Source organism: Streptomyces saintjeani, assembly GCF_055409605.1.
The window spans coordinates 4,396,078-4,422,557 of the sequence record NZ_CP189624.1 but is presented as its reverse complement, the minus strand read 5'-3'; the positions used below and the strand labels follow the sequence as shown (position 1 = coordinate 4,422,557).

Here is a 26,480-nt window from a genome sequence, read left to right as displayed (position 1 = left end):
ACGACTTGAACGAGTTGAACGCTTGAGTTCGCGGGGAGTGGTGGACCGTGGCGAAGGGCCGACCGAACGAGAACTTGGCAAGGCTGCTCGACGAAGCGGACTTCAAGCACTGTCAGTTCGCGGCGTCCGTCAACAGGATCGGGACGGAACAGGGCCTGACACTTCGCTACGACGAGTCGTCGGTGGCGCACTGGCTCAAAGGGTCCGTACCGCGCAAGGCCGCACGGGCCGCCGTCGTGGAAGCCCTGTCGAGACGGCTCGGACGCCCCGTCACCTTCGAGGAAGCGGGCTTCGGGGCGACACCGACCGCGCAGGCCCACGCGATCGACACCGTCGAGGGTCTCGTCGACACGGGAAGGGCGGACATGGACCCGTCTCGCCGTACGGTCCTGACGACCGCGCTCTACTCGGCAGCGCTCGCCGTACCCCGCTTCGACGACGCCGGTGAGACGCTGGACCGGCTCGACCACCAGGCGGCCGGCCGTACCGTCCGTATCGGGCCCGGGGACGTCGCCGTCGTCCGCAGCATGACGGACCGGATCGCGGACATCCTCGACGAGCTGGGCGGGGCGCACGCGCGTCCGATGGCCGCCGCCTTCATCGTCAACTCGGTCGCGTCCTATCTGCGTGCCGACGGGACGGACGCCGTCAGGAACGACATGCGGGCCGCCGCCTCCGACCTCGTGTATCTCACGGGGTGGATGGCCATGTACGAGAAGGCGCACGGGCTCGGGCAGCGGTACTACCGGCAGGCCCTCGGGCTGGCCAAAGCCGGTTCGGATCAGGTCACTTACTGCCGCACGCTCCGTGGGATGGCCTTGCAGGCGGCCAACCTGAAGCACGCGAACAAGGCCCTCGAACTCGCGGACTCCGCAGCGGAGGCCGCGCCTTCGGCCGGGCCCCGGCTGCAAGCCTTCCTGCGTGGGCAACAGGCCCACGGAGCGGCCCTCGTGAAGGACAGCCGCCTCGCTTTCGCGCGTCTGCGTGAGACGGAAGAGGCCCTGTCCAAGGCCGACAACAGGCGGGACGCGGTCGGCGGGTACGACCGGGCGGCGTACGAGTTCCATGTGTCGAGCGTTCTCCACGCGCTGGGGGACGTGCCCGGTTCCATCCAAGCCATGAAGGCGTCCAACCGGGCCCGTCCCCCGATGGAGAAGCAGGGCAACGCTCACGCGAACGGTCTCCTCGCCCAACGCCAGCTCGAAGTCGGCCACCTCGAAGCGGCCTGCGCGACCTGGGAGGTGTTCCTCGACGACTACGCCGCGCTGTCCTCGGCGCGGGCGGACGAACACTTCGCGATCATGCGCCGCCGTATCCGGCCGCATCTCGGCAACGCGCGAGCACGTGAACTGAACGAACGGGCACGGGAGTTGGCCCGGCAGAAGGCGGTGGCTTAGGGCGTGCCGCTCGGGTCACGTGGCAGGCCAGAGGAGATGGGTGTCCGAGAACGACGGCTCGCGAGTCTTTCGGGAAGCGTGGATCGCCGGCGTACGCAAGCACTTCCCCGGCGAGCCCAAGCCGGGCTACGTGACCCCGTGGGAGGACATGCCCGGCTGGGAGCGCGAGGCTGCGGGGGCCGTGTATGAGCAGGTGCGCCAGTTCCTCGTACTGAGTGGCGGGCACGCGGCCCGGCTGTCGCGGGAGCAGAAGGGGCGGTTCGTCGCCGTCTGCTGGACGGCTCAGATGTACCGGCACTTCGAGGACCCGAAGCCGGGGTACGTCGCCGACTGGGGCGAACTGCCGGAGTGGCAGCAGGAGACGGACGCCGACATCTTCGAGGCCGTCGAGGGCGTCTGAACGAACGCGCGTGGGCCCGCCCCCTGCGAACAGGGAGCGGGCCCTTTACGGCCTCGCGGTGGCACCGCCATGCAGCACCGCGAGGGGTCTGTGACCGGAGGGATCAGCCGAAGCGGCCGGAGATGTAGTCCTCCGTGGCCTGGACCGACGGGTTGGAGAAGATGCGTTCCGTCTCGTCGATCTCGATGAGCTTGCCGGGCTGGCCGACCGCGGCGAGGTTGAAGAAGGCGGTGCGGTCGGAGACGCGGGCCGCCTGCTGCATGTTGTGCGTCACGATGACGATCGTGAACTGTTCCTTCAGCTCGCCGATCAGGTCCTCGATGGCGAGGGTGGAGATCGGGTCGAGGGCCGAGCAGGGCTCGTCCATCAGGAGGACCTTCGGCTCCACCGCGATCGCGCGGGCGATGCACAGCCGCTGCTGCTGGCCGCCGGAGAGCCCGGAGCCGGGCTTGTTGAGGCGGTCCTTGACCTCGTTCCAGAGGTTCGCGCCCTTGAGGGACTTCTCGACGACGTCGGCCAGCTCGCTCTTCTTGTAGTTGCCGTTGAGGCGCAGGCCCGCGGCGACGTTGTCGAAGATGGACATCGTGGGGAAGGGGTTGGGCCGCTGGAAGACCATGCCGACCTCGCGGCGCACCGACACGGGGTCGATGCTGGGGCCGTACAGGTCCTCGTCGTCGAGCAGGACCTTGCCCTCGACGCGCCCGCCGGAGGTCACCTCGTGCATCCGGTTCAGGGTGCGCAGGAACGTCGACTTGCCGCAGCCGGAGGGGCCGATGAACGCGGTGACCGTGCGGGGTTCGACGGTCATCGAGATGTCCTCGATGGCCTTGTGGGAGCCGTAGTAGGCGGTCAGTCCGCTTACGTCGATTCGCTTGGACATAGCTGCTTCACTTCCAGACAGTCGCTGACTAGGAGGTCGCGTCAGCGACCGGACTTGGGGGACTTCCAGCGGGCGATGCCGCGCGCCACCAGGTTGAGGATCATCACGAACGCGATCAGCGTCAGAGAGGCGGCCCAGGCACGGTCGAACGCCGCCTCGGAGCCCGCGCTCTGCGAGTACTGCTTGTAGATGTACAGCGGCAGCGACTCCTGCGCACCCTCGAAGGGGTTGTTGTTGATGAACGGGTTGCCGAACACCAGCAGCAGGACGGGCGCGGTCTCGCCGGCGATGCGCGCGATGGAGAGCATGATGCCGGTCGTGATGCCGCCGATCGCGGTGGGGATGACCACCTTCAGGATCGTGCGCCACTTCGGGATACCGAGCGCGAGGGACGCCTCGCGCAGCTCGTTCGGGACGAGCTTGAGCATCTCCTCCGTGGAGCGGACCACCACCGGCATCATGAGGATCGCGAGCGCGAGCGAGCCCGCGAAGCCGAACGGCTCCATGTCGAAGATCAGCATGAGGCTGAGGATGAACAGGCCCGCGACGATCGACGGGATGCCCGTCATGACGTCGACGAAGAAGGTGACGGCCCGGGAGAGGTTGCCGCTCCCGTACTCCACGAGGTAGACCGCGGTGAGCACGCCGACCGGAGCGCCGATCACGGTCGCGAGGCCGACCTGTTCGAGGCTGCCGATGATCGCGTGGTAGATGCCGCCGCCGGGATCGGTGTCGGCGACGATGCCCATCGAGTGGGAGAGGAAGTAGAAGTCGAGGACCTTGACGCCGCGCTGGACGGTCGCCCACACGAGGGAGGTGAGCGGGACCAGCGCGAGGAGGAAGGCGACCCAGACGAAGCTGGTCGCGACCCGGTCCTTGGCCTGCCGGGGACCCTCGACGCGAGCGGCGATGCCGTACGTGCCGACGACGAAGAAGACGCCCGCCATCAGCGCCCACTGGATGCTGCTGTCGAGTCCGGCTGCGGCGCTGACACCGAGGCCGAGCGCGACGGAACCGGCGGCGATCGCCCACGGCGTCCACTTCGGCAGGCTCGCCCCGCGCAGGGTGCTCTTGACGGTCGCGGTGCTCATGCGTTGGCCCCCGAGTACTCCTTGCGGCGGGCGATGATCAGCCGCGCCGCGCCGTTGACCAGCAGCGTGATGACGAACAGGACGAGACCGGAGGCGATCAGCGCGTCCCGGCCGAAGTCGTTCGCCTCGCTGAACTTGCTGGCGATGTTCTGGGCGAAGGTGCCGCCGCCGGGGTTGAGGAGGCTGGCGTGGATGTCGAAGTCCGGGGAGAGGACCGTCGCGACGGCCATCGTCTCGCCGAGCGCGCGGCCGAGGCCGAGCATCGACGCGGAGATCACACCGGAGCGGCCGAACGGCAGGACGGCCATGCGGATGACCTCCCAGCGCGTCGCGCCGAGGGCGAGCGCCGCCTCCTCGTGCATCTGCGGGACCTGGCGGAAGACCTCACGGCTGACGTTCGTGATGATCGGCAGGATCATGATCGCCAGCAGGACCGAGACGGTGAGCAGCGAGCGCGCCGGCCCCTCGTCCCACGAGAAGACCCCGGTCCAGCCGAGGTAGTCGTTCAGCCACCCGAACAGGCCGTCCAGGTGCGGTACGAGGATCAGGGCGCCCCACAGGCCGTACACGATGGACGGCACCGCGGCGAGCAGGTCGATCACGTAGGCGATCGGACCGCGCAGCCGGCGGGGGGCGTAGTGGGTGAGGAACAGCGCGATCGAGACGGCGACCGGGACCGCGATGAGCATCGCGACCAGCGACGACACGATCGTGCCGAACGCCAGGACGGCGATGCCGAACTTCGGCGGGACGAGGCCCGTGTTCCACTCGAAGGTGGTGAGGAAGTTGCCGTCGTCCTTGTTGATCGCGAGGACCGCGCGGTAGGTCAGGAAGACCGCGATCGCGGCCATGATGACCAGCAGGAAGATGCCGGAGCCGCGCGAGAGGCCGAGGAAGACCTTGTCGCCGAGGCGGCCCGTGCTCTTCTTCCTGACCACGGGGGCGGGTGCCGTGGGGGGAGGTGTGTCGGTTATTTGCGTCGTGTCCATGTCTGGGTTCTCCGGTCTGCGGGAGCCGGTGGGCTCCGGGCGGCGGTGCACCGGATGGCGCGGCCCGGGGAGCGTCGTACTCCCCGGGCCGCGCCGTCAGATCAGCTCAGGCCCTCGATGGTGGAGCGGACCTTCGTGATGATGGCGTCGGGGATCGGCGCGTAGTCGATGCCCGACAGGAGGTTCTGGCCGTCGGCGGAGGCGACGTAGCGCAGGAACGCCTTCGTGGCGGGCAGCGTGGCGGCCTTGTTGCCCTTGTCGCAGGCGATCTCGTACGTCACCAGGGTGATCGGGTACGCACCCTCGGCCTTGGTGGTGTAGTCGAGCTTGAGCGACAGGTCGGAGCCGGTGCCGACGACCTGCGCGGCGGCGACGGCCTTGGTCGCGCCGTCCGAGGACGCCTTGACCGGGGCAGCCGCGCCGGTGTTGATCGCGACCGCGTTCAGGCCGTCCTTGGCGTACGACAGCTCCATGTAGCCGATCGCGCCGTTGGTCTGCTTGACGCCGCCGGCGACACCGGAGGAACCCGAGGCGGACTGGCCGCCCTTCGCCTGCCAGGCCTTACCGCCGGAGAAGGTCCAGTCGCTCGGCGCGGCGGCCTTGAGGTACTTGGTGAAGTTGTCCGTCGTACCCGACTCGTCGGAGCGGTGGTACGGCTGGATCTTCACGTCGGGGAGCTTCGCGCTCGGGTTCAGCTTCACGATCGCCGGGTCGTTCCACTTGGTGATCTCGCCCTTGAAGATCTTCGCGATCGTGGGAGCGTCGAGCACCAGGTCGGAGACGCCGGAGAGGTTGTACGCGACGGCGATCGGGCCGGCCACCATCGGGAGGTCGATGCCCTGGCCGCCGGAGCAGACCGACTTGGAGGCGGTGATCTCCTCGGGCTTCAGCGGGGAGTCCGAGCCGGCGAAGGCGACCGTGCCCTGGTTGAACGCGGTGATGCCCGCGCCGGAACCCTGGCCCTTGTAGTTGATCTGGATGCCGGGGCAGGCCTGGGTGAAGTTCTTCACCCACGCGCCGATCGCGTTCTTCTGCGCGGAGGAGCCGTCGGCAAGGAGCTGGCCCTTCGCGCCGTCGCACTTGACCGAGCCCGCGTTGCCCGACGTGGCGGCCGAGGAGCTGGTGTCGCTGCTCTTGGAGCCGGTGTCGTCGGAGCCGCACGCCGTGAGGGCCAGGGCGCCGGAGACGGCGAGAGCGCCGAGAGCGAGTGCCCGCCGGTTCTTGCGCTGAAGCTTCACTTGAGGGAGATCCTTCCGAGAGCCGCCGTCCTGAATCCGGCGGCGTGCGAGGCGAAGACTGTGCGGCCCGGGAACGTCCGTCGTGCTGCGTTCCGTGCCGTGTAAGGCCGAAATTAAGCAGATCAGGTGAAGGCGCCGATGGGCCCATATGAACGGCGGGTGAACCCCTGAAGGCGGTGTGGTTAGGTCACGGAACGCTTACGTCGAGGACACGAATGCTCACGTCCACGACACCGTAGAGCGCCTGATCGCCGTCAGCAGGGCGTCCACGAGGTCCTTGTCCCTCGGATGGGTCAGGCGATTCCTGGCGGCGGCCGGGGGGAGCCACAGGATGCGGTCCACCTCGTCGTTCGGGGTGAACGCGCCCTCCGTCGCCTCCGCCGCCCAGTACTGGACCACTTTCGGGCGGCCGTGCACCTCGTACGCGAGCGTGAGGAGACGGGCCCCCGGCCTCGCCGTGTACCCCGTCTCCTCCTCGACCTCGCGCAGTGCGCCGTCCAGGGGGGCCTCGTCGCGCTTGAGCTTGCCCTTCGGGTGCGACCAGTCGTCGTACTTGGGGCGATGGACGAGGCACACCTCCAGGTCCTCGTCGATGGGGGACGTGCGCCACAGGACGCAGCCCGCTGCCTGGATGGTGGCCTCGGTCATGTTTCCGCCTTATGACTTTCTGGCTTGCGGCTCTCTGCCTTACGGCTCGCTGGCTTACGGCTCTCTGCCTTACGGCGACGGCGTCAGCGTTCGTGCCTGCCAGCTCTGTTGGAACGCGTACCGGGCGGCCTCGACCTCGTGCCGCTGGTCCGCGTGCAGGACGCCCAGCGCGTACGCCGTCGCCGGGGCGATCCTCGGCGTGCGGGCCGCGTGCGCCGCCGCTGCCGCCGCCTCCGACGCGTCCCGGTGGCGGTCCAGGGCCTCGCCGGCCTGGATCAGGCGGGCGTCCTGGAGGGACTCGCCGTCCAGGACCTCCAGGGCGTACCGGTGCAGGCGCAGCAGCAGGCGGACCTGATGCCAGGGGGTGTCCTGCGGGTGCGGGGCCGTCTCCGGGGAGAGGCCGTGGATGAGGGCCTCCGCGTTGTACGGGTGGCCCGCCGTGAGCAGCGGGAGGCCCGTGATCGCCGCTGTCAGGCGCTCCTCCGCCGCGCCTGCCAGGTGCGCCAGGGGGGTGCTCTGGGCCCCTGGGGTCAGGGGCACCTCGCTGGCGAGTAAGGCGATCTTGTCGGCCACCGCGTGGAAGCGGCTCGATCCCAGGGCCTGGAGGGCGGTGCTGTGGGCTCGGGTGCGGGCGAGGGTGAGCTGGCGGTCGAGGAGGGCACCGGCTTTGGCCGCGCCTACGGTGAGGGCGGGGCGGTCGGGGGTGGCGGGGGTCGCTGCGCGGGTGGTGGGGGTGGCCTTCGTGCCGGGTTCCGGCGCCAGGGGCGTACCCGTCGGGGTGTCCGGGTGGCCGGTGCCGGGTGTGCCGGCCGGGGGCGTCACCGTCGTACGGCTGCTCGCCGTGGCGGGCGTTCTGCGGGCGGGCGGGGACGGCTGTTCCGGCAGCGTGGGGGCGCCCGAGAGGCGGTGCAGGGCGAGGAGGAGGCGCTCCAGGCGGGCCTCGCACGCGTGCTCCTGCGCGAGCGTGCCGGAGAGCCAGGCCAGCTCGGGGCGGATCTGCTCGGCCCAGTCGGGGTCGAGGAGCGGGCGGAACGTGTGCAGGCTCCCGCTGATCCGCCGCGCGGAACGGCGCAGCGCGCGGGCCGCGTCCAGGGACTCGTCCACGGGGGCCGCGCCCGCACCGGTCTCCCGGTGCAGCCGCAGCGCCCGCAGGAACTCGGTCGCCTGCGCGCGGAGGTAACCGGCGAGCGCGTCGCCGCGCACGAGCGCGAGCCCGTCCCCTCTGCCGTCGGACGGTCCCCCGGTCACCACGTCACTCCTCCCCCCGGCCTGTGCCCCGGCCGGTCCGCCACCGAGGCCCCCGGCGTTCGGTCCCCCGGCGTTCGGTCCCCCGGCCGGGCCGCTCGCGGTGGCGTGGTCCGTCAGGTCATGGTGTCGCTGTGCCACGCCGGCGCCTCCGGGCGTCTATGAACATCTCCTGGATGTTGCGCAGGGGCTGGCCGTCGGCGTCGGTGGCGTGCCGGGTCCACTCGCCGTCGGGGCCGAGGTGCCAGGAGGCGGTCGTGTCGGACATGCCGGTCTCCAGCATGCGGTTGAGGGCGGCGCGGTGACCGGGGTCGGTGACCCGGACGAGCGCCTCGATACGCCGGTCCAGGTTGCGGTGCATCATGTCGGCGCTGCCGAACCACACCTCGGGCTCGCCGCCGTTGCCGAAGGCGAAGACGCGGGAGTGCTCCAGGAACCGGCCCAGGATCGACCGTACGCGGACGTTCTCCGAGAGGCCGGGTACGCCGGGGCGGATCGCGCAGATGCCCCGCACCCACACGTCGACCGGGACCCCGGCCTGCGAGGCCCGGTACAGCGCGTCGATGATCGCCTCGTCGACCATCGAGTTGACCTTGATCTTGACGTACGCCGGCCGGCCCGCGCGGTGGTGCTGGGTCTCCTTGTCTATGCGGGAGACCAGCCCGTCCCGCAGCGACTTCGGCGCGGTCAGCAGCCGGCGGTACGTCTCGCGGCGCGAGTACCCGGAGAGCCGGTTGAACAGGTCGGACAGGTCCGCGCCGACCTGCGGATCGGCGGTGAGCAGCCCGAGGTCCTCGTACAGCCGTGCCGTCTTCGGGTGGTAGTTGCCCGTGCCGACATGGCTGTAGCGGCGCAGCGTGTCCCCCTCCTGCCGGACCACGAGCGACAGCTTGCAGTGCGTCTTCAGCCCGACCAGGCCGTACACGACATGGCAGCCGGCCTCCTCCAGCTTCTTCGCCCACTTGATGTTCGCGTGCTCGTCGAACCGTGCCTTGATCTCGACGAGGACCAGCACCTGCTTGCCGGACTCCGCCGCGTCGATCAGCGCGTTGACGATCGGCGAGTCACCGGACGTCCGGTACAGGGTCTGCTTGATCGCGAGGACGTCCGGGTCCTCCGCCGCCTGCTCGATGAACGCCTGCACGGACGTCGAGAAGCTGTCGTACGGGTGGTGCAGCAGCACGTCCCGCTCGCGCAGCGCCGCGAAGATGTCCGGCGCGGACGACGACTCCACCTCGGCGAGGTCCCGGTGCGTGCCCGCGATGAACTTGCGGTACTTCAGCTCGGGCCGGTCCAGGCCGTGGATGCGGAACAGGCCGGTCAGGTCGAGCGGACCCGGCAGCGGATACACCTCCGCCTCGGAGACCTTCAGCTCGCGCACCAGCAGGTCGAGCACCTCGCGGTCGATGGACTCCTCGACCTCCAGGCGCACCGGCGGGCCGAAGCGGCGCCGCATGAGCTCCTTCTCCAGCGCCTTGAGCAGGTTCTCCGCGTCGTCCTCCTCGACCTCCAGGTCCTCGTTGCGGGTGAGGCGGAACGCGTGGTGCTCCAGCACCTCCATCCCCGGGAACAGCTCCTCCAGGTGCGCGCCGATGACGTCCTCGATCGGCACGTACCGCCCGGGCGAGCTCTCCAGGAACCGCGACAGCAGCGGCGGCACCTTCACGCGCGCGAAGTGCTTGTGCCCGCTGACCGGGTTGCGCACGACGACCGCGAGGTTCAGCGAGAGGCCGGAGATGTACGGGAAGGGATGCGCCGGGTCGACCGCCAAAGGGGTGAGGACGGGGAAGATCTGGTGCCGGAACAGCGTGAACAGCCGCGCCTGCTCCTTCTCCGTCAGCTCCGCCCAGCGGACCAGGTGGATGCCCTCCTCCGCGAGCGCGGGGGCGACGTCCTCGTGGTATGTGGCGGCGTGCCGGGCCATCAGCTCGCGCGAGCGCGCCCAGATCATCTCCAGCACCTCGCGCGGCTGGAGCCCCGACGCCGAGCGCGTCGCCACGCCGGTCGCGATACGCCGCTTGAGCCCGGCCACCCGGACCATGAAGAACTCGTCCAGGTTGCTCGCGAAGATGGCCAGGAAGTTGGCCCTCTCCAGCAGCGGCGTGTTCGGGTCCTCGGCCAGCTCCAGCACCCGCTCGTTGAACGCGAGCCAGCTGCGCTCCCGGTCGAGGAACCGGCCCTGCGGGAGTTCGTCCCCGTCCCCGCTCTCCTCGTACGCGTCGAGGTCGGCGTCGATGTCGGGTTCCAGGTCGGACACCGTCGAGGGGGAGACCGTATGAGGGCGGTGCGCCGCTATGGATCCCACCGAGGGCTGTGCGTACTGGGCTTCTGCCTGGGCGTTTGACTGGGTGCTGGACTGGCTCATAAACCCATTCTTCCGCGCACGGGGCAGGACGGGCGCGTCGGAGCGTGCGGGCGGGAGGGGGGCGGCGTCGCCTGCGGGGGGCGGATCCGTGGGGGGCAGACCCTCTGGCGGCGGCGAAGGCTCGGGCACGGCCTGGTTCATTGCCCGAGCCTCGCAAGCTCGTCTGAATCGACGGTTACGGAGACATGACGTGCGGGATAGCGGGGGGTGTTCGGGCGGGGTGGCAGCCGGGGCGGCGGCTGGGGTGGCGGCCGGCGCGGGCCGGGTCGCCGCCCGGGAAAGCCGTTGGTGACGGCCCCGGCCCCTCGTCCAGGATGGAACACCACGCCGTACGCCGCACAGCCCGCCGGGGGTTCCACCATGTCCGCGCCCTCCTCCCCGCCCGAGGAGACCGTTCTCGTCTTCGACCGGGACGAGGAACTCTTCGCCTACCCCTCCTTCACCCATGTCACGAACGACCTGGAGGCGATGGACGTGGCGGACGCGGAGTACCCGGCGGTGTACCTCCCGGACGGCCGCGTTCTGGAGCTGTCCGCGCCTGACGGGTACGAGGGGCCGGTGCTCCTCCACCGGACCGACCGGACCGATCCGGCCGGCCTTGAGCGGCGGACGGCCCGGTACTGGGCGCGGTACGGGCAGCGCTACTGGCCCGGCGCTGCTCCTCTCGGCCCCGAGGAGACCGCCCGCCTCCTGCTCGCCCCCGAGGCGCGGTCCGGCGATGGAGTGTCCAGAAGGCTGCTGCGGTGGCTGCTGCGGCGACCGTGAGGACCAGGCCCGTCTCCATGAGGTGCAGGGGCCAGAAGTGGGACTTCGGGTGGTAGGTCGTCGTCGTGCGGTGGGTGGCGAGGACCCAGGAACTGTTCAGGAGGCCGGGGTCGACGGCCGCCGTCGGGCGCGTCACCGACGGCCAGAGGTAGGGGCGGACGGTGAACAGGATCCACTGGACCAGCGCCGTCGCCCCGAACGCCGTCCCCAGCGCCGGCAGCGTACGGCCCGTCAGCAGCGCCGCGAGCACACCCACCGCCAGCGCGCACAGCGCGTACGCCGTCGCCGCCGGCCCGCTCGCCACGAACGCCCCCGCCTCCGACCAGCCCCTGTTGTAGAGCAGAGCGTCGGACGCGCCCCGGTTCCAGCGGTACGCGGCGGTGAGGGCGGCCGAACCCGCGCCGACCGCCAGCGCCGGCACCGCCAGCTTCGCCGCCAGCCAGCGCGCCGGTGACACCCCCTGCGTCCACGCGAGATGTGCCGTACCGGACTCCAGTTCCCGCCCGACCAGCGCCCCGCCCGCGAACGCGGCGACCGCGAGGGAGGCGTACCCGATCAGCAGGCCCGCCCGGTCCAGCCGGACGCTGTACAGGTGCGCCCGGTAGGGCAACGTGCAGGCGTCGTCGCAGGTCCGCCCGTAGTCGAGGATCGACCGCGCGTCGACCTCGCCGCTCCAGACGAGCCACCCCAGGGTCACCACCACGAACGCGGCCCAGATCAGCAGCGCCGTGCGGTGCAGCCGCAGGACGGTCCGGGGCAGGCCCCCGCGGGCCGGGGTGAGGGTGGCGCTCATACGGTGACCTCCTTGAGGGCGGCGCTGAGGACGGCGCCGGGCCCGGTGTTCGCGGGCGCGCTGCTCCTGGCCGGCCCGTAGGTACGGCGCAGGACGAGGAACGCGGCCAGGGCCAGCAGTCCGGCGACGGCCAGGGCGAACCCCGTCGCCGCGAACTGGAGCGGCCAGAAGTGGGACTCGGGGTGGTACGTCACGTAGAGCCCGGCGCCGTCGACCTTGTCGTACACGGCCTGGCACGAGGCGCCCCCGTCCTCCGGGAGGACCGGCCCGCACCCGGGGTCCGCGACGTGCGCCCCGGAGGACGTGACGACCCCGGCGGCCACTTCGAGCCCCGAACTCCGGTACCCCGCGTGGAGACCGGTCGTGTCGGTGACCGTCGGCCACAGGTACGGCGTCACCCGGACCGTCACCTCCCGGACCGCCAGCGCGATCCCCGCGCCGAGGGCCGGCGCGGGCAGCGTCCGGCGGCACAGCAGCGCCGCGAGCGCCCCGCCCGCGAGCCCGGCGAGGACCAGCGCGACGGCCGCGGGGCCGTTGGTGAACAGGGTGTCGTCCTCGTACCACTGCCCCATGTGCACGGACTCGCTGTCACCCGCCTGCCAGGTCAGCCGGTGCAGCACGACCAGGAGACCCGTCCCGACGGTGAGCAGGGCGGCCGGCGCGAGCAGCCCGCCGCCCAGCCAGCGGGCCGGGGTGACGCCCTGACTCCAGGTCAGCCGCGCGGTCCCGCTCTCCAGGTCCCGCCCGAAGAGCGCGGCCCCGGACCAGGCGCCCACGACGAGCGGGAGGGTGAACAGAGCGGTCGTCGCGTACCCGAACAGGTCGTCGTGCCTGAGGATCGCCCCCTCGCCGTACCGCACGGTCCGCAGCGCCCCGTCGACGAAGGGGATCCAGCTGGCGAGCTGAAGGGCGGCGAGGAGGAGGACGAGGGCGAGCCAGCTGGCCAGGGCGGGGCGGTGGAGGCGCAGGAGCCAGCGGAGGTGGGCGGTCGTGGGGTGGGGCGAGGGCGTTGCGGCGTGGGGGCGGTGGGTTGTGGGGGAGGGGGCGTTCGGCGTGCTGTGGAGGTGGTTCGGCGGGGTCGTGTGGTCGTCCGGCGGGGGCGCGAGGTGGTTCGGCGGGGTCGCGTGGTCATCCGGCGGGGTGCGGGGCGGGTCCGGTGTGTCCTGGGGCTGTGTCGTCATGCCGCCGCCTTCGCCGTCGGGGCGGGGTGGGGCAGCGGGGGTGTGCCGGGGTTGCGGAGGTGGGCCAGGACCAGTTCCTCCAGGGACGGCCGGGTCGTGCGCCAGTCGGGGGTGAGGGGGCCCTGGGGGCGGATCAGCGCGGTGAGCTGGCGGCCCGTCGTGCGGGATTCGACGACCGTGTGCGGGGCGAGGCCGGTGCCCTCCGCCGGGCCCTGCACCCGGACGTGGGCGTCGAGGAGGTCGTCGATCTCGCCGGCGAGGCGGATCCGGCCGCCGCCGACCAGGAGGAGGTGGTCGCAGGAGTCCTCCAACTCGGCCACCACGTGCGACGACATCACGATCGTCGTCCCGAACCGCGCGGCCTGCGACATCAGCGTGGCCATCAGCTCGTGCCGGGCCAGCGGGTCGAGGTCGGCCATCGGCTCGTCCAGCAGGAGCAGGTCGGGGCGCTTGCCGAGGGCCAGCGCGAGGGCGACGCGCGTCCGCTGACCTCCCGACAGCGATCTGATGCGCTGGTCCGGGCCGAGGTCCTGGGCCGTCGCCACCCGCTGCGCGGTCTCCGCGTCCCACCGCGCGGGGTTCAGGTCGGCGCCCATCCGCAGCGTCTGCTCCACCGTCAACTGCGGGTACAGCGGCTTGTCCTGCGCGACGTAACCCACCCGGGTCCGGGCGGACGCGGGGTCCGTGCCGAGCACGGTCAGCTCCCCTTCCGTCGGGGGGAGCAGGCCGGCCGCGAGCGCGAGCAGCGTCGACTTTCCCGCGCCGTTCGGACCGACCATCGCGCAGACCCGGCCCGCGGGGAGGGAGAAGGAGCAGTCGCGCAAAGCCCAGGCGCTCCGGCGGCCGAAGTGTTTGCCGAGGCCGGCGGCGGTGAGGGCGGGGGGCTGAGGTTCGGCGGTGGTCATGGTCGGTCCCCCTTGAGGGTCGCGGATGGGGCGGATTCGGATTGTTCGGGTGCTTCTGCTCTGTTGATCGGATCTGACCCCTCGATCGGTTCTGTCCTGCCGGAAGAATTTGAGAAATCTCCGGAATCCGATGAATGCGCAGGTTGTGAGGGGCCGGATGGGGCTGGGGAGTAAGGGGAGTGCCGGCCGGATCCCGGTGCGGAGTACTCGTCGAGCACGGCGGTGAAGAGAGCGGCCACGTCCTCCCGGTCCAGGCCGGCCTCCCGGGCCCGGTCCGCCCAGTCGTCGAGTTCGCGGCGCAGCGGGGAGTCGTCGGCGGGGGCGGTGCCGAGGGTGCGGCGGACGAAGGTGCCCAGACCCCGGCGGGCCTCGACCAGCCCCTCCCGTTCCAGCTCCCGGTACGCCTTCAGCACCGTGTTCGGATTGATGGCGGTCGCCTCGACGACCTCACGGGCCGTGGGAAGCCGGTCGCCGGGGCGGAGCAGGCCGAGGCGCAGGGCCTGCTTGGTCTGCTGGACGATCTGGACGTAGGTGGCCACGCCGCTGTGCCGGTCGATGCGGTATTCGACCACGGGTTCCACCACCCTTTCACTAATTGAGTAGTGAAAGGGTGGTGGAGCGGGGCCGGTTCGTCAAGCGTCCGAAGAAACCGCAGGTCGGAGGCGCCGCACGGGGCGCTATACAAGGGGACAAAAAAATTTCCGCAGATCGTGAACCGATCGGCGAGGTCGAAGCGATGAGGGGGTGTGAGCGAAACGAGAAGTGACGGAGAGCTGCTGCGGGCCATCGCCGCAGACGGGGACCGTCACGCCTTCGAGGAGCTGTACCGGCGGTACGCGCCGTGGCTGGCCGCTCGGTTGCGCAGCCGCTGCTCGGACTCCGGGACGGTGGACGACGTCGTGCAGGAGACGTTTCTCGCGGTGTGGCGGGGCAAGGCCCGGTACCACGAGGAGGGGGACGTCGCGGGCTGGCTGTGGCGCATCGGGGCGAGACGTCTCGTGGACGCCCTGCGCCGCGACGGCGCCCGGGGCCGGATCCGCCAGGCCCTCGCCCGGCTGCGCCATCGCGACGAGGTGTCCGCGGAGGACCGCGTCCTCACGGGGGTGGAACACGGCGACCTCGCCGGCGCCCTGGCCCGCCTCTCACCGGAGCTGCGCGCGGCCCTTCAGGCCACGGTCATCGACGGCCTGAGCACCAGAGAGGCGGCGGCCCTGCTCGGCATCCCGGCCGGGACGGTCAAGACACGGGCGATGCGCGCCCGCAAACAGCTGAGGGAGGCGCTGACGTGAGGGGGACGACGAACGAGGGCGCCCGAGGGGGCGCGGTGGCGGGGTTGCGCTGGATCGGCGAGGGCGTGGCGACGGAGCCGGGCCAGAGCGGGCGAGGCGCAGTGACGGGGTCGGGTCGGATCGACAAAAGGAGCGCGGCATGAGCTGGCATGTCGGTGATGAGGAACTGCGGGCCTACGCGCGGGGCGAGCTGGCGGCGCCGCTGCTGTGGTCGACGGACACGCACCTCGCGGCGTGCGCGCAGTGCCGGGCCACGCTCGCGCGGGAAGCCGACCCGGTCGCGCTGGACGTCGGCTGGGAGCGGCTGGACGCGGAGCTGGACGCGCCGAGGCGGGGGGTGTCCGAGGGGCTGCTCGTACGGTTCGGGGTCTCCGACCACACCGCGCGGCTGCTGACGGCGACGCCGATCCTGCGCCGCTCCTGGTTCCTCGCGGTGCTGTCGGTCCTGGTGATGACGATCGTGATGGTCCGTACGGCCGACAACCCGGCGCTCTTCCTGGCGCTCGCGCCGCTGCTGCCGCTGGCGGGTGTGGCCGTGTCGTTCGGCCGGGCCCTGGACCCGACGTACGAGATGGCGATGGTCGCCCCGATGCACGGCTTCCGGCTCCTGATGATCCGTACGGTCGCCGTCCTCACCGCGAGCCTCGCCCTCAACGGCCTCGCGACCCTGGCCCTCCCGGGGTACGGCCTGCTGGCGCTGGCCTGGCTCCTGCCGGCGCTGGCGCTGACGACGACGGGCCTGGCCCTGACCGCCCGCCTCGGCGCGGTGATCGCTCCGGTCCTGACCTGCGCCACCTGGGTCGGGATCCTCCTGTTCGCCAAGTCCCGCCCTCACGAGACGCTGGCGCCCTTCACCACACCGGGCCAGCTCGCCGCCGCCGCGGTGGCACTGGTCGCCGCGTTCGCGCTCTACCGCTCACGGGAACGCTTCGACATCCGCCCGATGGCCGGCTTCCAGGAAGGAGGGGCGATGTGACACCGCGCAGGACACCCCGCCCCACCGACCACGACACCACCCGAGAGGACCCCATGACCGGGATCACGACACTGACGGCGACAGACCTTTCCCTGCGCTACGGCGGCACCCGCGCCCTGGACGGCGTCTCCCTGAGCCTCGGCCGGGGGGTCACCGGCCTCCTGGGCCCCAACGGCGCGGGCAAGACGACGCTGCTGAGGGTGCTGGCGACCGCGGTGCCCCCGGACAGCGGGGAGTTCAGGGCACTGGGCCACGACCCACGTACGTCGGCCGGCCGGCTGGGACTGCGCCGGGCGCTCGGCTACCTGCCGCAGAACCCCGGCTTCCACCCGGACTTCACGGCCTTCGAGTTCGTCGACTACGTCGCGATCCTCAAGGAGCTGAACGACCGGGGGACGCGGATCAAGGAGGTGCGGCGCGTGCTGGAGGCCGTCGACCTGAGCGACGTGCGCAAGACGCGCCTGAAGAGGCTGTCCGGCGGGATGCGGCAGCGGGTCGCGCTCGCGGCGGCACTCGTCGGCGACCCGGGCCTGCTCGTGCTGGACGAACCGACCGTCGGACTCGACCCCGAACAGCGGATGCGGTTCCGGGAGTTGATCGCGCAGGCGGGCGAGGGCCGGACGGTCCTGCTGTCGACGCACCAGACGGAGGACGTGGCGATGCTGTGCCACCGCGTGATCGTGATGACCCGGGGCCGAGTCCGCTTCGAGGGCACCCCCGCCGACCTGACCGCGCGGGCGGCCGGCCGAGTGTGGAGCAGCGTCGAGCGGGACCCGGCGGCGCGGGCCGGCTGGCGCACCGGCACCGGCAGCTTCCGCAACATCGGCGACCCCCCGAAGGGCGCCGAACTCCTCGAACCCACCCTGGAGGACGGCTACTTGCTCACCCTGGACGGCGAGAGCGCGGAGGCGTCGGCATGAGCACCCTGACCGCGACCCCCACCACGGTGACCGAGCCGAAGAACCCCGGCCCCCGCCGGCTCGCCCCGGTCCTCGCGCTGGCCCGCTTCGAGGCCCGCGAACTCCTCCTCCAGGTCCCCGTGGTGCTCTTCGGGCTCCTGTGGCTCGCCCTCACCGTCGTCAAGCTGGTGCGGGACGAGGGGATGAACGACTTCCCGATCCTCCACATGGTGGACCGGGACACCCAGGCACTCCCGCAGTTCTTCTCCATCGCGATCCTGGTCTCCGCCAACTCGGCGGTGCTGCGCGCCCGCAGGAACAAGACGGACGAGCAGTTCTCGATGCTGCCGATGGAACCCTGGGCCCGCGCGCTGGCCCACGCCCTGTCGGTCGTGCCGTACGCCCTGTTCACCGCGCTGGTCGTCGGCGTCGACTTCGGGACGGCGGCGATCAGGCCGGGCGCGGTGGGGTCGGGGTCGGTCGCCGAGCTGGTGGTGGGTCCGCTGACGGTGATGTTCGCGGGGCTCATCGGGATACTGCTGGCGGGGCTGTGGCCGCTGACGTTCGTGCCGGTGCTGATCGTGGCGGTCGTGTACGTGGCGGTCGTGGAGTCGGTGTCGCTGGACGGCAGCTGGACGAGCTGGTTCTCCCCGGTCGTCATCGACGAGAACGCGAACGGTCTCCCGGTCCCCTCGAACCTCCTGGACCGGCACTCCGGCTGGCATGCGCTCTACCTGGTGGCCCTGTGCGTGCTGCTCGCCTGCGTGGCGATGCTCGTCAAGGGCGGACGCAGCGCGGTGATCAAGGCGGCGGCGGTGCTGGCGCTCGCGGTCACCGTGATCGCCGGGCTCGGCCAGCGGCCGGGGGACCAGACCGCTCTGGCGGAGGCGCGGCGGACGGCGTCCGAGCACCCGGAGAAGGTGCAGTCGTGCGCGGAGTACGACGGGTCGACGTACTGCTCGTTCCCGGAGTGGAACGGTCAGCGGGCGCAGTGGGCGAAGGTCGTGGACCGGGTCCGGGCAGGCGCCGGGGTCGCGACACCGCTGACGGTGCGCCAGCGCATCGACGTCACCGACGGGATCGGCGGCGACTACTCGCTGACGCCCCAGACCGGCCCCGGCCAGGCCACGGTCGGCACCCGCTGGGGCGGCAACCGGGTCCCCGAGTTCGCGGTCGGCGTGGCGTCCGTGCTGGTCGCCGGATCGGAGAAGGCGGCGGAGAACCTGTGCGGCGCGCGCGGGGTGACCGTCCTGTGGCTGGCGCTGGGGGACGACCCCACACCCAAGGACACGTTCAGGAACCTCCGTGTGGGGGACAGCACGGTGGGTTCCGCCATCGTCCTCTCCTCGACCGACACGGTCTCCATGACGGCCCAGCAGACCGACGTCGTCAACAGCCTCCTGGCCCGCCCCCGCACCGAGGTCACGGCGGCGGTCAAGGCCCACTGGACCGAGCTGACCTCACCGAGGACGACCACGGCGGACGCGGCGCGCCTGCTGGGCGTCGAGGCGCCGAAGGGGGCGGACACGTGCGGCGAGTGAGGAACGACGAAGAGGAGACCCGCAACCCGATGCCGACGACCACGACTCCGACGCGCCTGAACTGGCGGTCCCTCCCCGCCCTCGCCCTCCCCACCTGGCGCTCCACCCCCCGCCTCGCCCCCGCCCTCGCGGCCGGCGCCGGGCTGCTGCTCGCCGCCTCGACGCGCATCGCGGACACACCCCCCGACGCCCTCTCCGCCCTGAACCTCCTGCGGGTCACCGCTCTCCTGGGCGCCCTGGCGCTGGCGTTCCTGCTGGACGACCGCTCGCGCAACACCACGGAGACGACGCCGACGCCCCGCCCCCTGAGGGTGGCCCTGAGGCTCGCGCCCGTACTCCCGCTGGCGGCGCTGTGGTGGACGGCGGCGGTGTTCCTCGTCCCCGCAGGCTCACGCCCCGCGCTGCTCCCGCTCACCCTGGAAGCCGCCGCGATGGCGACGACAGCCCTGGCGCTGGCGACCGCGAAGACCCGCTTCACGGACGTCGCGACACCGGGCGGCGCGGCGGCCATAGGGACGCTCGCGGCGATGGCCGTAGCCGTGGTGATCCCCGCGAGGTGGGGCCTGTTCGCGCTGCCGGGCGAGCCGCACTGGCCGGGCGCGCACTGGAGGTGGGCGCTGGTGCTGGCGGTGACGGCGCTGGCGTGCGCGGCGTGGACCCCGCAGCCGCTCGAACGCGGGGCCCCGCAGTGGCTCAAGAACCTCGGCCGGCCGAAGGACCTCAGCTCTCGGCGCGGTACATCAGGTCCGTCTCATGCGTGAGGAACCCGAGCCGTTCGTACACGGAGACCGCCGCCTTGTTGTCCGCGTCGACGTACAGCATGGCGGTCGGCAGACCCTGACCCGCGAGGTGGCGCAGCCCGATCGTGGTGAGGGACTTGCCGAGCCCGCCGCCCTGGACGCCGGGGCGCACGCCGAGGACGTACACCTCGCCGAGCTGCTCGGCCGCGTGGACCTTCGTCCAGTGGAAGCCGATCAGCTCGTCGCCCCGGAAGGCGAGGAAGAACCCGGCGGGGTCGAACCACGGCTCGGCGAACCGCGCGTCGAGGTCGCGCTGGGTGAGGGAGCCCTGCTCGGGGTGGTGCGCGAAGGCGGCGGCGTTCAGATCGAGCCAGCCGGCGTCGTCCTTGCCGGGGACGAAGGCACGGACGGTGACGCCGGCGGGGAGGACCGGGTCGGGGAGGTGCAGGTCCGTCAAGGGGCGGCGCATCTGCCGCAGTTCGCGGAACAGCGTGAGACCGAGGACCTGCGCGAGATGCCGGGCGGCGGGATGCCCGCCGTGCGCCCACACGCGCAGCCGCTTGCCGGTCGCGCTCAGCAGCGCCGTACCGAGCACGCGCCCGTGCCCGTGACCCCGGTGCTCCGGGTGGACGACGAGTTCGGCGGCCGGTGCCTCGACGGGGTCGGTGTCCTCCAGCTGGGCGTAGCCGACGAGTTCGGGGCCGCTGGACAGGAGCAGGTGGGAGATGCCCTCGCGGGCGCCCCCGCGCAGGTTCAGCCGCCCCTGCTCGGACACCGCCTGCTGACCGTCGGCGCGAGCGGAGTCCGCGAGCAGGGCGAGAACGGCGTCGATCTGCTCGGGGTCGAGAACGGACAGGGTCTCAAGGGATCGGGGCCGTACGGAGTCGTCGCTGGTCATGCGTACGAGGGTACGGGGAGGGGGTGCCGCGACGCCGTACGCAAAGGGCGGGGCAAAGGGAAACCAGGATGTAACCATGAACCCCCTGTCGTGCTACGCGCGTTGAATCTAGGCTGCGCCGGACGGGGCCACATGTTCCTAGCCATCTTCAGGGGGGCTCATGCCAGCCAGTTCCCAGCCGTACCCGGGCCGCAGACGGACGTACCGGCTACTCGCCGCAGCCGCCGCGCTCGCCACCGCCGGGGCCATGGCCGCCGCGCTGCCGGCGGACGCGCACGACACGAAGCACGGCGGAAAGCCGCAGTTCAAGCGGTACCAGGACGTGCAGTTGCTGTCGTTCAACGACCTGCACGGCAACCTGGAGCCGCCGTCCGGCTCGTCCGGCCGGGTCACCGAGCTCCAGGCGGACGGCACGACGAAGACGATCGACGCGGGGGGCGTCGAGTACCTCGCCACGCACCTGCGCAACGCCCGCAAGGGCAACGCGTACTCGGTGACGGCGGCCGGCGGGGACATGGTCGGCGCGTCGCCGCTGATCTCGGGCCTGTTCCACGACGAGCCGACGATCGAGGCGCTCAACAAGCTCGACCTGGACGTCACGAGCGTCGGCAACCACGAGTTCGACGAGGGCGCGAAGGAACTCGCGCGCCTCCAGAAGGGCGGCTGTCACCCGAAGGACGGCTGCTACACGGACACGAAGTTCACGGGCGCGGACTTCCCGTACCTCGCGGCGAACGTCCTCGACGAGAAGACCAACAAGCCGATCCTCAAGCCGTACTGGGTGTGGCGGAAGAACGGTGTGAAGGTCGGCTTCATCGGCGTCACCCTGGAGGACACGCCGGGCGTCGTCTCGGCGGAGGGTGTGAAGGGCCTCAAGTTCAAGGACGAGGTCGAGACGATCAACAAGTACGCGCGCGAACTCCAGCGCCAGGGCGTGCAGTCGATCGTCGCGCTGATCCACGAGGGCGGCCAGCCCGCCTCGCAGTCGTACAACTACAACTGCGACGCCCCGGGCGCGGGCGACGGCATCTCCGGCCCGATCGTCGACATCGCGAAGAACGTCACCCCGGCGGTCGACGCGCTGGTCACCGGCCACACGCACGCGGCGTACGTGTGCACGATCAACGACCCGGCGGGCAAGCCCCGCATGGTCACCTCGGCGGCGTCGTTCGGCCGCCTCTACACCGACACGACGCTGACGTACGACCGCTGGACGGGTGACATCGCCCGTACGGCCGTGAAGTCCGCGAACCACGTCGTCACCCGGGACGTCCCCAAGGCGCCGGACATGACGCAGCTGATCGACAAGTGGAACACCCTCGCGGCGCCCATCGGCAACCGCGCGATCGGCTACATCGCGGCCGACATCCCGAACACGGGCACGGAGTCCCCGGCGGGCGACCTGATCGCGGACGCGCAACTCGCGTACGGCAAGGGCCTCGACCCGGAGACCGACCTCGCGCTGATGAACCCCGGCGGTGTGCGCGCAGGGTTCACGTACGCGGCCAAGGGCGCGGAGGGCGACGGCGTCGTGACGTACGCGGAAGGGTTCACGGTCCAGCCGTTCGCGAACACCGTCAACCTCCAGTCCTTCACCGGCGCGCAGGTGATCCAGATCCTGAAGGAGCAGGTCAGCGGTACGAACACGGCCTCGCCGAAGGTCCTGCTGCCGTCCGCGAACCTCCGCTACACCCTCGACCTGACGAAGTCGGGCGCGGACCGCGTGGTCACGGACACGATCCGCCTGAACGGCGCGGCGATTGACCCCGCCGCGACCTACCGCGTCGCGACGAACAGCTTCCTCGCGGGCGGCGGCGACGGCTTCCCCACGCTCGGCCAGGGCACGAACGATTTCGTCGGCACGGACGACCTGTCGGCCCTCGCGCAGTACCTGACGGCGAACTCGTCGGCGGGCACCCCGCTGACGCCTCCGACAGCGGACCGGATCACCTTCGTACGGTGAACTCCGGGTAAGCCCTCATGACGTTCCGAGATCCCCCCGAGGACCAGCCCCGGGGGGATCTCGCTCGTCCGCAGGCCCCGTCACCCGCCCGGCGCCGCGTACCCCGCAGGGGTTGAATCCGCCCGGTGGCTCACTCTTCGTGGTGACGCGGATGAGGTGTACGAGGGTGACGCGCCGATAGGAAGGGTGCCTGTCTCCGGGCGAGTTGCCCGGCGTCGTAGGCGAGGAGCCCCATTGACCACCCTGTTGCGGACCGAGGGCGTGGGGAAGACGCACGCCCTGCGGGGAGCGAGGATCGACCTCCTGGACGACGTCACGCTCGGCGCCGAGGCGGGTCAAGTCACCGTGCTGGCAGGGGACTCGGGGTCGGGGAAGACCCTGCTGCTGCACATCCTGGCCCTCCTCGAAATCCCCGACCGAGGCCGCGTGTTCCTCGGCGACGACGACCTGACGGCCCTCGCCGGACCCGCCCGGGCGGACACCCGCCGGCGCCGCCTGGGCATCGTCTTCCGCTCTCCCGACCTCCTGCCCCGCCACTCGGCGTACCGCAACGTCCTTGTCCCGTACGCCGGTTCACGCGCCGAGGGCGAACGCCGGGCGCGCGACCTCCTCGACCGCATGGATCTGACGCGGGGAGCTTCACACCTTCCCGGCGATCTGACGGGTGACGAACAGCGCCGGGTCGCCCTGGCCCGCGCGCTGATCAACGACCCGCCCGTGATCCTCGCCGACGAGCCCACGGGGGGCGCCGAGTTGATGGCATATTTCCGTGAACTCGCCGATGAGGGAAGGGCGGTGGTGCTCGCGTCCGCCGACCCGGCGGTGTGGGGGATCGCGGACGCCGTGCACCGGTTGGAGAGGGGGGTGCTGGTCGGGGAGAGGGCCGACCCGTACCTGGAGGCCGAGGCACACCAACTTCAGTGATCCCACGCCCAGTTCGGAAAGCCGACTGCCCAGTTGAGGAAGCCGACCGCCCAGTTCAGGAAGCCGACGGCGTCCAGTCCCCCAACCAGTCCGCGACCTCCTGCCCCGCCGCCTGCGAGTCGCTCAACTGCGGCCGTTCCGAGGACGCCGGCCCCGACCCCGCCCCCGTGTTCCGGTACTCGGCGAACCGGTCGTCCTTCCACGAGAAGCCGCCCATGTCCGTCCACGGCGTCGGCTTGATGCCGCCGCCGAGGGTCGACTCGCGAACCGTGGCCTGCGGGTCGACGGCCGTGTCACCGCCGGGGTGCCAGTTCCGCCCGAGGTAGTAACTCCCGTTGGACACATCGCCGTTGACGGTGGACTTGTTGATGAGGATGCCCTTGCGCCCGGCGGCGGTGCTGGGCGCGGTGACGTACCCGGCGGAGGTGCCGTTCCAGCGCTTCTTCAGCGTGATGACGGACTTGTCCACCACGGCGGTCGCCCGGCCGAAGATGAAGTCGACGTTCCCGGTGATGTACGAGTTGGCGATGTACACCCGGCCGAGCCTGTCCTTCGCGGCGGTCTCCAACTCCAGTGTGTCCTGGTCCCCGTTGACGATCACGCCGTCGAGGACGATCCGGTCGGCCTGCGTCAGCAGCGCGACCGCCTGGTTCGCGATGTCCTGATGCGCGGCCTCGTCGAAGTCGTTCGTGACGGTCAGGTTCCTGACCTGCGAGTCGTCCGAGGAGACGGAGAGGGTGGCGCTGCCGGGCGTCCCGTACGTCCCCGAACCGTCGGGCTTCGTCATCCCGGCCGCGTTGCCGTACACGATGACCGTGTCCTTACGGCTGGCGCCCGAGCCCTGGATGGTGACGTGCGGCTTGTTCGCGGGGACCTTCACGACCTCGCGGTACGTCCCTGGCTTGACCGAAATCACCACGCGGGACGGGTTGTTGACGGGAACGGCGTTCACGGCGGCCTGGACGGTGCGATATTGGCCGGAGCCGTCCTGGGCGACGGTCAGGGTCGTCGCCTCAAGGGCGGCCGTCGTACCGATCGAACTCCTCGGCCCCGTACCCGACTTGAGCAGCGCGGGTACGTTCGCCGTCGCGTCCAGCGTGTACGGGTAGTAGCTCTTCGGGTCCCACTTGGCGCCCGCGCCACCGCTCTCGTTGCGCCCGCTGGTCCCCGAGAACACGTTCCCCCGCTGGACGAGCGTCGCCGAACTGTCCCTGATCACCGGGTTCTTCATGCCCTGGAAGTACGAATTCTCCAGCACCATGTTCGTGTTGCCGCGCGCGTAGTTCCCGTACGACGAGGTGATCGACGTACTCGCCTCGTCCTCAAGGTAGTTGTTGTACAGGTGCGCGTGCGCGACGTTGTCCGTCGACGGGTTGCGCTGCTCCGTCTCGCGGATCCAGTTGTGGTGGATCGTGATGTCGGCGGTCGTGTTCTCCGTCCAGCCGATCCCGAACGCCTTGTTCTCCTGGCTGAGTCTGTTCCAGGAGACGGTCAGGTACGTCGTGTCCTTACGGCTGTCGATCAGCCCGTCCGCCATGTGCCGCAGATCGTTGTGGTCGATCCAGACGTGGTGCGCGCCGTCCATCTGGATGGCGTCGAAGTCGTGCTCCTTGTCGTTCCAAGTCCCTTGGTACGCATCCCTGATGGTCAGATTCCTGATGATGACGTTGTGCACGCCCTGCCCCAGGAAGAAGCCACCGCCGACGATGTGCCCGGCCGTCCCGGACCCCACGATCGTCTTGTCCGAGGCGACCTTGATCTCCTTGCCGACCGGGTCCATGGTGATTGCCCCGGCCACGACGATCACGTACGGCTCACTCGCGGTCGCGTACTTCTCCAACTCGGCGAGCGTCCTGACGGTGACGGTCTTCCCGTCCCGCCCGCCATAAGTCCCGTTCTGCCCAAGCGCGTTGACGGACGCGAACCCATCGGCTGCTGTCGCCGCCCATCCCGGCGCCGCTGCTGACGCCTCGTCACCCTTCCCGTACCCATAGACGAAGACCCCGGTAGCGGTCAGAACGAGCGGCAGCCCGACCGCCAGCGAGGTGTTACGCCGACGATGCCTGCGAAGTGCCTTGCGGCTCATGTGGGGGACCTTTCCGTGCGGGGGAGAGTCGCTGCTCTGTCGCCGCGCCGGGGGGAAAGGTTGCCGGGTCTTCCGTTGCTGCGCAGGAGAGTTGGGGGCGGCTGCGGTTGGGGGCGCAGGCGATGAGGGCGAGGTGCAGGAAGGCGGGGTGTTCGAGGTGGAGGCCGAGGGTGACGTCGTTACCGGCCTTGAGCCGTACGAGGGTTGAGGCGGCGAGGGTGGTGAGGCGGGTCGGGGTGCGGTCCCGTTCGGCGGCGAACCGGGGTGCGTGGGCGTGGAGTTGGCCGGTGAGCCATGCGGCGGCCTGGTCCGGGTCGGTCCAGGTGCCCTGGATCAGCGAGCTGGGTTTGAGGAGCCAGTGGGCGGTTTCGATGGGCGGGAGGTCGGAGGTGGGGAACTCGGCGGCGACTTCGCGGTAGCGGTGGAGGAGGCGTTCTCCGGCGGGGTCGGCGGGTGGCGGTGGTGGCTGGGGGTGGGGTGGCCTTCGTAGGGCCTCGTTGTCGAAGCGGGCTTTGGGGCCGGTCCACAAGTAGGCGTGGTGGTGCATGAGTTGGTCCAGTCGACGGGGCCCGGGAGGTCCGGGCCCCGTTCAGGTCGGACGCTGATCCCGAAGCGGGCCGGGTCGATGCCGGCGGCGTCGAGTTCGGCGGTGGTGAAGCGCAGTGGCTGCGCGTCGGGGCGCTTGCTGTCGGCCAGGGCCCAGGCGTCGTGGCCGATACGGGCGAGGGTGACGCAGCCTTCGGTGCAGGGGCCGCCGCAGGCCTTCACGAAGGAGGCCGCGGTGATGTCGAGTGCGTAGAGATCGGTTCCGTCCAGCATCGTCGTACACCTTCCAGCTCGACTGGGACACGGCCGTGAGATGGGCCGCCGCCGTCCGAATGCGTGGGCACCGGGCGGGAGTTGAGGGGAGCTGGGGTGGACGGGGAGGACGTCGGGGATCTCAGTGCGCCTCGGCGAGATGCCTGCGCAGCAGGACGTTCGCGTCGGTGACCGCGCTGTGGTCGTACGCCGAGCGGGCGTTCCGTCTCGCCGTCGCGAGGGACAGGCAGTCGGCGCAGCCGGGAACCGGGGACGGCTCGGGCAGTGGGTAGTGCTGGGGTTCCATGGGGTGGCTCCCGGTGTTGGTCGATGCGGTGACCGTAGGGAGGCGGGGAGTTGGGGGGCTATGAACTTGCGTGAGCTTGCGCGGGGTTCACTCGGGCGGGTCAACCTCCCTGGTCAGGGGGTTGATCTCGGGGTTCGTAGAAGTTCGTGCAAGTTTCTGGCT

Annotated in this window: 23 protein-coding genes and 2 pseudogenes; 9 read left to right on the top strand and 16 right to left on the bottom strand. The window is 71.0% G+C overall.

Annotated elements, in window-relative coordinates; translation table 11 throughout:
- The first annotated feature begins 47 nt into the window (after positions 1 to 47).
- A complete protein-coding gene (locus tag ACQCO7_RS19950; RefSeq protein WP_464073141.1) occupies positions 48 to 1,397 on the top strand; it encodes a hypothetical protein in 1,350 nt (449 codons plus the stop codon).
- 40 nt (positions 1,398 to 1,437) lie between these two features.
- Complete coding sequence (locus ACQCO7_RS19945) at positions 1,438 to 1,797, top strand: hypothetical protein (RefSeq protein WP_464073140.1); 360 nt, start codon at positions 1,438 to 1,440, stop codon at positions 1,795 to 1,797.
- A 103-nt stretch (positions 1,798 to 1,900) separates the two neighbouring features.
- On the opposite strand, the gene pstB is transcribed toward ACQCO7_RS19945, so the two are convergent.
- The 11 genes and pseudogenes from pstB to ACQCO7_RS19890 form a co-directional block, all read right to left on the bottom strand.
- Entirely contained in the window at positions 1,901 to 2,677 is a 777-nt protein-coding gene (pstB, locus tag ACQCO7_RS19940) for a phosphate ABC transporter ATP-binding protein PstB (RefSeq protein ID WP_464073139.1), read from the bottom strand.
- A 41-nt stretch (positions 2,678 to 2,718) separates the two neighbouring features.
- Positions 2,719 to 3,768, bottom strand: a complete 1,050-nt coding sequence (gene pstA, locus ACQCO7_RS19935) for a phosphate ABC transporter permease PstA (RefSeq protein WP_050374562.1) — start codon at positions 3,766 to 3,768, stop codon at positions 2,719 to 2,721.
- Entirely contained in the window at positions 3,765 to 4,757 is a 993-nt protein-coding gene (gene pstC, locus ACQCO7_RS19930; protein WP_464073138.1) for a phosphate ABC transporter permease subunit PstC, read from the bottom strand. Before pstC ends, pstA begins: the two co-directional genes overlap by 4 nt.
- A 101-nt stretch (positions 4,758 to 4,858) precedes the next feature.
- Positions 4,859 to 5,995, bottom strand: coding sequence for a phosphate ABC transporter substrate-binding protein PstS (gene pstS / locus ACQCO7_RS19925; protein ID WP_464073137.1), 1,137 nt, complete (start codon positions 5,993 to 5,995; stop codon positions 4,859 to 4,861).
- A 219-nt stretch (positions 5,996 to 6,214) separates the two neighbouring features.
- The gene (locus ACQCO7_RS19920; RefSeq protein ID WP_464073136.1) at positions 6,215 to 6,643 is read right to left on the bottom strand and encodes an NUDIX hydrolase; all 429 of its coding nucleotides are present in this window, start codon (positions 6,641 to 6,643) and stop codon (positions 6,215 to 6,217) included.
- A 69-nt stretch (positions 6,644 to 6,712) separates the two neighbouring features.
- Positions 6,713 to 7,894: a CHAD domain-containing protein gene (locus ACQCO7_RS19915; RefSeq protein WP_464073135.1), complete on the bottom strand. Its 1,182-nt coding sequence runs from the start codon at positions 7,892 to 7,894 to the stop codon at positions 6,713 to 6,715.
- 115 nt (positions 7,895 to 8,009) lie between these two features.
- Positions 8,010 to 10,394 (bottom strand): RNA degradosome polyphosphate kinase, encoded by a 2,385-nt coding sequence (locus ACQCO7_RS19910; RefSeq protein WP_464073134.1) that lies wholly within the window; start codon positions 10,392 to 10,394, stop codon positions 8,010 to 8,012.
- Positions 10,395 to 10,701: 307 nt separating this feature from the next.
- On the bottom strand, positions 10,702 to 11,811 hold the full coding sequence (locus ACQCO7_RS19905; protein WP_464073133.1) for a hypothetical protein: 1,110 nt from the start codon (positions 11,809 to 11,811) through the stop codon (positions 10,702 to 10,704).
- The gene (locus ACQCO7_RS19900; RefSeq protein ID WP_464073132.1) at positions 11,808 to 12,992 is read right to left on the bottom strand and encodes an ABC transporter permease; all 1,185 of its coding nucleotides are present in this window, start codon (positions 12,990 to 12,992) and stop codon (positions 11,808 to 11,810) included. Before ACQCO7_RS19900 ends, ACQCO7_RS19905 begins: the two co-directional genes overlap by 4 nt.
- Positions 12,989 to 13,897 (bottom strand): ABC transporter ATP-binding protein, encoded by a 909-nt coding sequence (locus ACQCO7_RS19895; protein ID WP_464073131.1) that lies wholly within the window; start codon positions 13,895 to 13,897, stop codon positions 12,989 to 12,991. The genes ACQCO7_RS19900 and ACQCO7_RS19895 overlap by 4 nt, the downstream gene beginning before the upstream one ends.
- 203 nt (positions 13,898 to 14,100) lie before the next feature.
- Positions 14,101 to 14,469: pseudogene (locus ACQCO7_RS19890) on the bottom strand (GntR family transcriptional regulator); the annotation flags it as partial.
- A 174-nt stretch (positions 14,470 to 14,643) separates the two neighbouring features.
- Here ACQCO7_RS19890 and ACQCO7_RS19885 point away from each other — a divergent pair.
- The 5 genes from ACQCO7_RS19885 (at position 14,644) to ACQCO7_RS19865 (ending at position 19,363) form a co-directional block, all read left to right on the top strand.
- The gene (locus tag ACQCO7_RS19885; protein ID WP_010355738.1) at positions 14,644 to 15,186 is read left to right on the top strand and encodes an RNA polymerase sigma factor; all 543 of its coding nucleotides are present in this window, start codon (positions 14,644 to 14,646) and stop codon (positions 15,184 to 15,186) included.
- A 139-nt stretch (positions 15,187 to 15,325) separates the two neighbouring features.
- Positions 15,326 to 16,162: a cupin domain-containing protein gene (locus ACQCO7_RS19880; protein WP_464073130.1), complete on the top strand. Its 837-nt coding sequence runs from the start codon at positions 15,326 to 15,328 to the stop codon at positions 16,160 to 16,162.
- A gap of 53 nt (positions 16,163 to 16,215) precedes the next feature.
- On the top strand, positions 16,216 to 17,082 hold the full coding sequence (locus ACQCO7_RS19875) for an ABC transporter ATP-binding protein (RefSeq protein WP_464077245.1): 867 nt from the start codon (positions 16,216 to 16,218) through the stop codon (positions 17,080 to 17,082).
- Positions 17,079 to 18,602: an ABC transporter permease gene (locus ACQCO7_RS19870; protein WP_464073129.1), complete on the top strand. Its 1,524-nt coding sequence runs from the start codon at positions 17,079 to 17,081 to the stop codon at positions 18,600 to 18,602. The genes ACQCO7_RS19875 and ACQCO7_RS19870 overlap by 4 nt, the downstream gene beginning before the upstream one ends.
- Positions 18,590 to 19,363, top strand: coding sequence for an ABC transporter (locus ACQCO7_RS19865; RefSeq protein ID WP_464073128.1), 774 nt, complete (start codon positions 18,590 to 18,592; stop codon positions 19,361 to 19,363). Before ACQCO7_RS19870 ends, ACQCO7_RS19865 begins: the two co-directional genes overlap by 13 nt.
- Here the strand turns inward: ACQCO7_RS19865 and mshD are convergent.
- The gene (gene mshD / locus ACQCO7_RS19860; protein WP_464073127.1) at positions 19,323 to 20,240 is read right to left on the bottom strand and encodes a mycothiol synthase; all 918 of its coding nucleotides are present in this window, start codon (positions 20,238 to 20,240) and stop codon (positions 19,323 to 19,325) included. The two genes, ACQCO7_RS19865 and mshD, sit on opposite strands and share 41 nt — an antisense overlap.
- 160 nt (positions 20,241 to 20,400) lie before the next feature.
- Here mshD and ACQCO7_RS19855 point away from each other — a divergent pair, with 160 nt between their 5' ends.
- Together ACQCO7_RS19855 and ACQCO7_RS19850 are read left to right on the top strand one after the other, a co-directional pair.
- On the top strand, positions 20,401 to 22,203 hold the full coding sequence (locus ACQCO7_RS19855) for a bifunctional metallophosphatase/5'-nucleotidase (protein ID WP_464073126.1): 1,803 nt from the start codon (positions 20,401 to 20,403) through the stop codon (positions 22,201 to 22,203).
- Between the two features lie 234 nt (positions 22,204 to 22,437).
- The gene (locus tag ACQCO7_RS19850; RefSeq protein ID WP_464073125.1) at positions 22,438 to 23,127 is read left to right on the top strand and encodes an ABC transporter ATP-binding protein; all 690 of its coding nucleotides are present in this window, start codon (positions 22,438 to 22,440) and stop codon (positions 23,125 to 23,127) included.
- 55 nt (positions 23,128 to 23,182) lie between these two features.
- Here the strand turns inward: ACQCO7_RS19850 and ACQCO7_RS19845 are convergent, their stop codons facing one another.
- The 4 genes and pseudogenes from ACQCO7_RS19845 to ACQCO7_RS19830 form a co-directional block, all read right to left on the bottom strand.
- Entirely contained in the window at positions 23,183 to 25,213 is a 2,031-nt protein-coding gene (locus ACQCO7_RS19845; RefSeq protein WP_464073124.1) for a pectinesterase family protein, read from the bottom strand.
- Positions 25,176 to 25,760 carry a hypothetical protein gene (locus tag ACQCO7_RS19840; protein ID WP_464077445.1) on the bottom strand — a complete coding sequence of 195 codons (585 nt, stop codon included), beginning with the start codon at positions 25,758 to 25,760 and terminating at the stop codon, positions 25,176 to 25,178. The genes ACQCO7_RS19845 and ACQCO7_RS19840 overlap by 38 nt, the downstream gene beginning before the upstream one ends.
- Positions 25,761 to 25,816: 56 nt before the next feature.
- Positions 25,817 to 26,032 (bottom strand): annotated as a pseudogene (locus ACQCO7_RS19835) (DUF397 domain-containing protein); the annotation flags it as partial.
- Positions 26,033 to 26,153: 121 nt separating this feature from the next.
- Positions 26,154 to 26,318, bottom strand: a complete 165-nt coding sequence (locus ACQCO7_RS19830) for a hypothetical protein (protein WP_464073123.1) — start codon at positions 26,316 to 26,318, stop codon at positions 26,154 to 26,156.
- Positions 26,319 to 26,480 lie beyond the last annotated feature (162 nt).

Coding starts and splice junctions, on each gene's coding strand:
- pstA (WP_050374562.1), bottom strand. CDS start 3,768: ATGAGCACCGCGACCGTCAAGAGCACCCTGCGCGGGGCGAGCCTGCCG.
- ACQCO7_RS19875 (WP_464077245.1), top strand. CDS start 16,216: ATGACCGGGATCACGACACTGACGGCGACAGACCTTTCCCTGCGCTAC.
- ACQCO7_RS19920 (WP_464073136.1), bottom strand. CDS start 6,643: ATGACCGAGGCCACCATCCAGGCAGCGGGCTGCGTCCTGTGGCGCACG.
- ACQCO7_RS19840 (WP_464077445.1), bottom strand. CDS start 25,760: ATGCACCACCACGCCTACTTGTGGACCGGCCCCAAAGCCCGCTTCGAC.
- ACQCO7_RS19905 (WP_464073133.1), bottom strand. CDS start 11,811: ATGAGCGCCACCCTCACCCCGGCCCGCGGGGGCCTGCCCCGGACCGTC.
- ACQCO7_RS19895 (WP_464073131.1), bottom strand. CDS start 13,897: ATGACCACCGCCGAACCTCAGCCCCCCGCCCTCACCGCCGCCGGCCTC.
- ACQCO7_RS19900 (WP_464073132.1), bottom strand. CDS start 12,992: ATGACGACACAGCCCCAGGACACACCGGACCCGCCCCGCACCCCGCCG.
- ACQCO7_RS19880 (WP_464073130.1), top strand. CDS start 15,326: ATGAGCTGGCATGTCGGTGATGAGGAACTGCGGGCCTACGCGCGGGGC.
- mshD (WP_464073127.1), bottom strand. CDS start 20,240: ATGACCAGCGACGACTCCGTACGGCCCCGATCCCTTGAGACCCTGTCC.
- ACQCO7_RS19870 (WP_464073129.1), top strand. CDS start 17,079: ATGAGCACCCTGACCGCGACCCCCACCACGGTGACCGAGCCGAAGAAC.
- ACQCO7_RS19830 (WP_464073123.1), bottom strand. CDS start 26,318: ATGGAACCCCAGCACTACCCACTGCCCGAGCCGTCCCCGGTTCCCGGC.
- pstB (WP_464073139.1), bottom strand. CDS start 2,677: ATGTCCAAGCGAATCGACGTAAGCGGACTGACCGCCTACTACGGCTCC.
- ACQCO7_RS19845 (WP_464073124.1), bottom strand. CDS start 25,213: ATGAGCCGCAAGGCACTTCGCAGGCATCGTCGGCGTAACACCTCGCTG.
- ACQCO7_RS19855 (WP_464073126.1), top strand. CDS start 20,401: ATGCCAGCCAGTTCCCAGCCGTACCCGGGCCGCAGACGGACGTACCGG.
- ACQCO7_RS19910 (WP_464073134.1), bottom strand. CDS start 10,394: ATGAACCAGGCCGTGCCCGAGCCTTCGCCGCCGCCAGAGGGTCTGCCC.
- pstC (WP_464073138.1), bottom strand. CDS start 4,757: ATGGACACGACGCAAATAACCGACACACCTCCCCCCACGGCACCCGCC.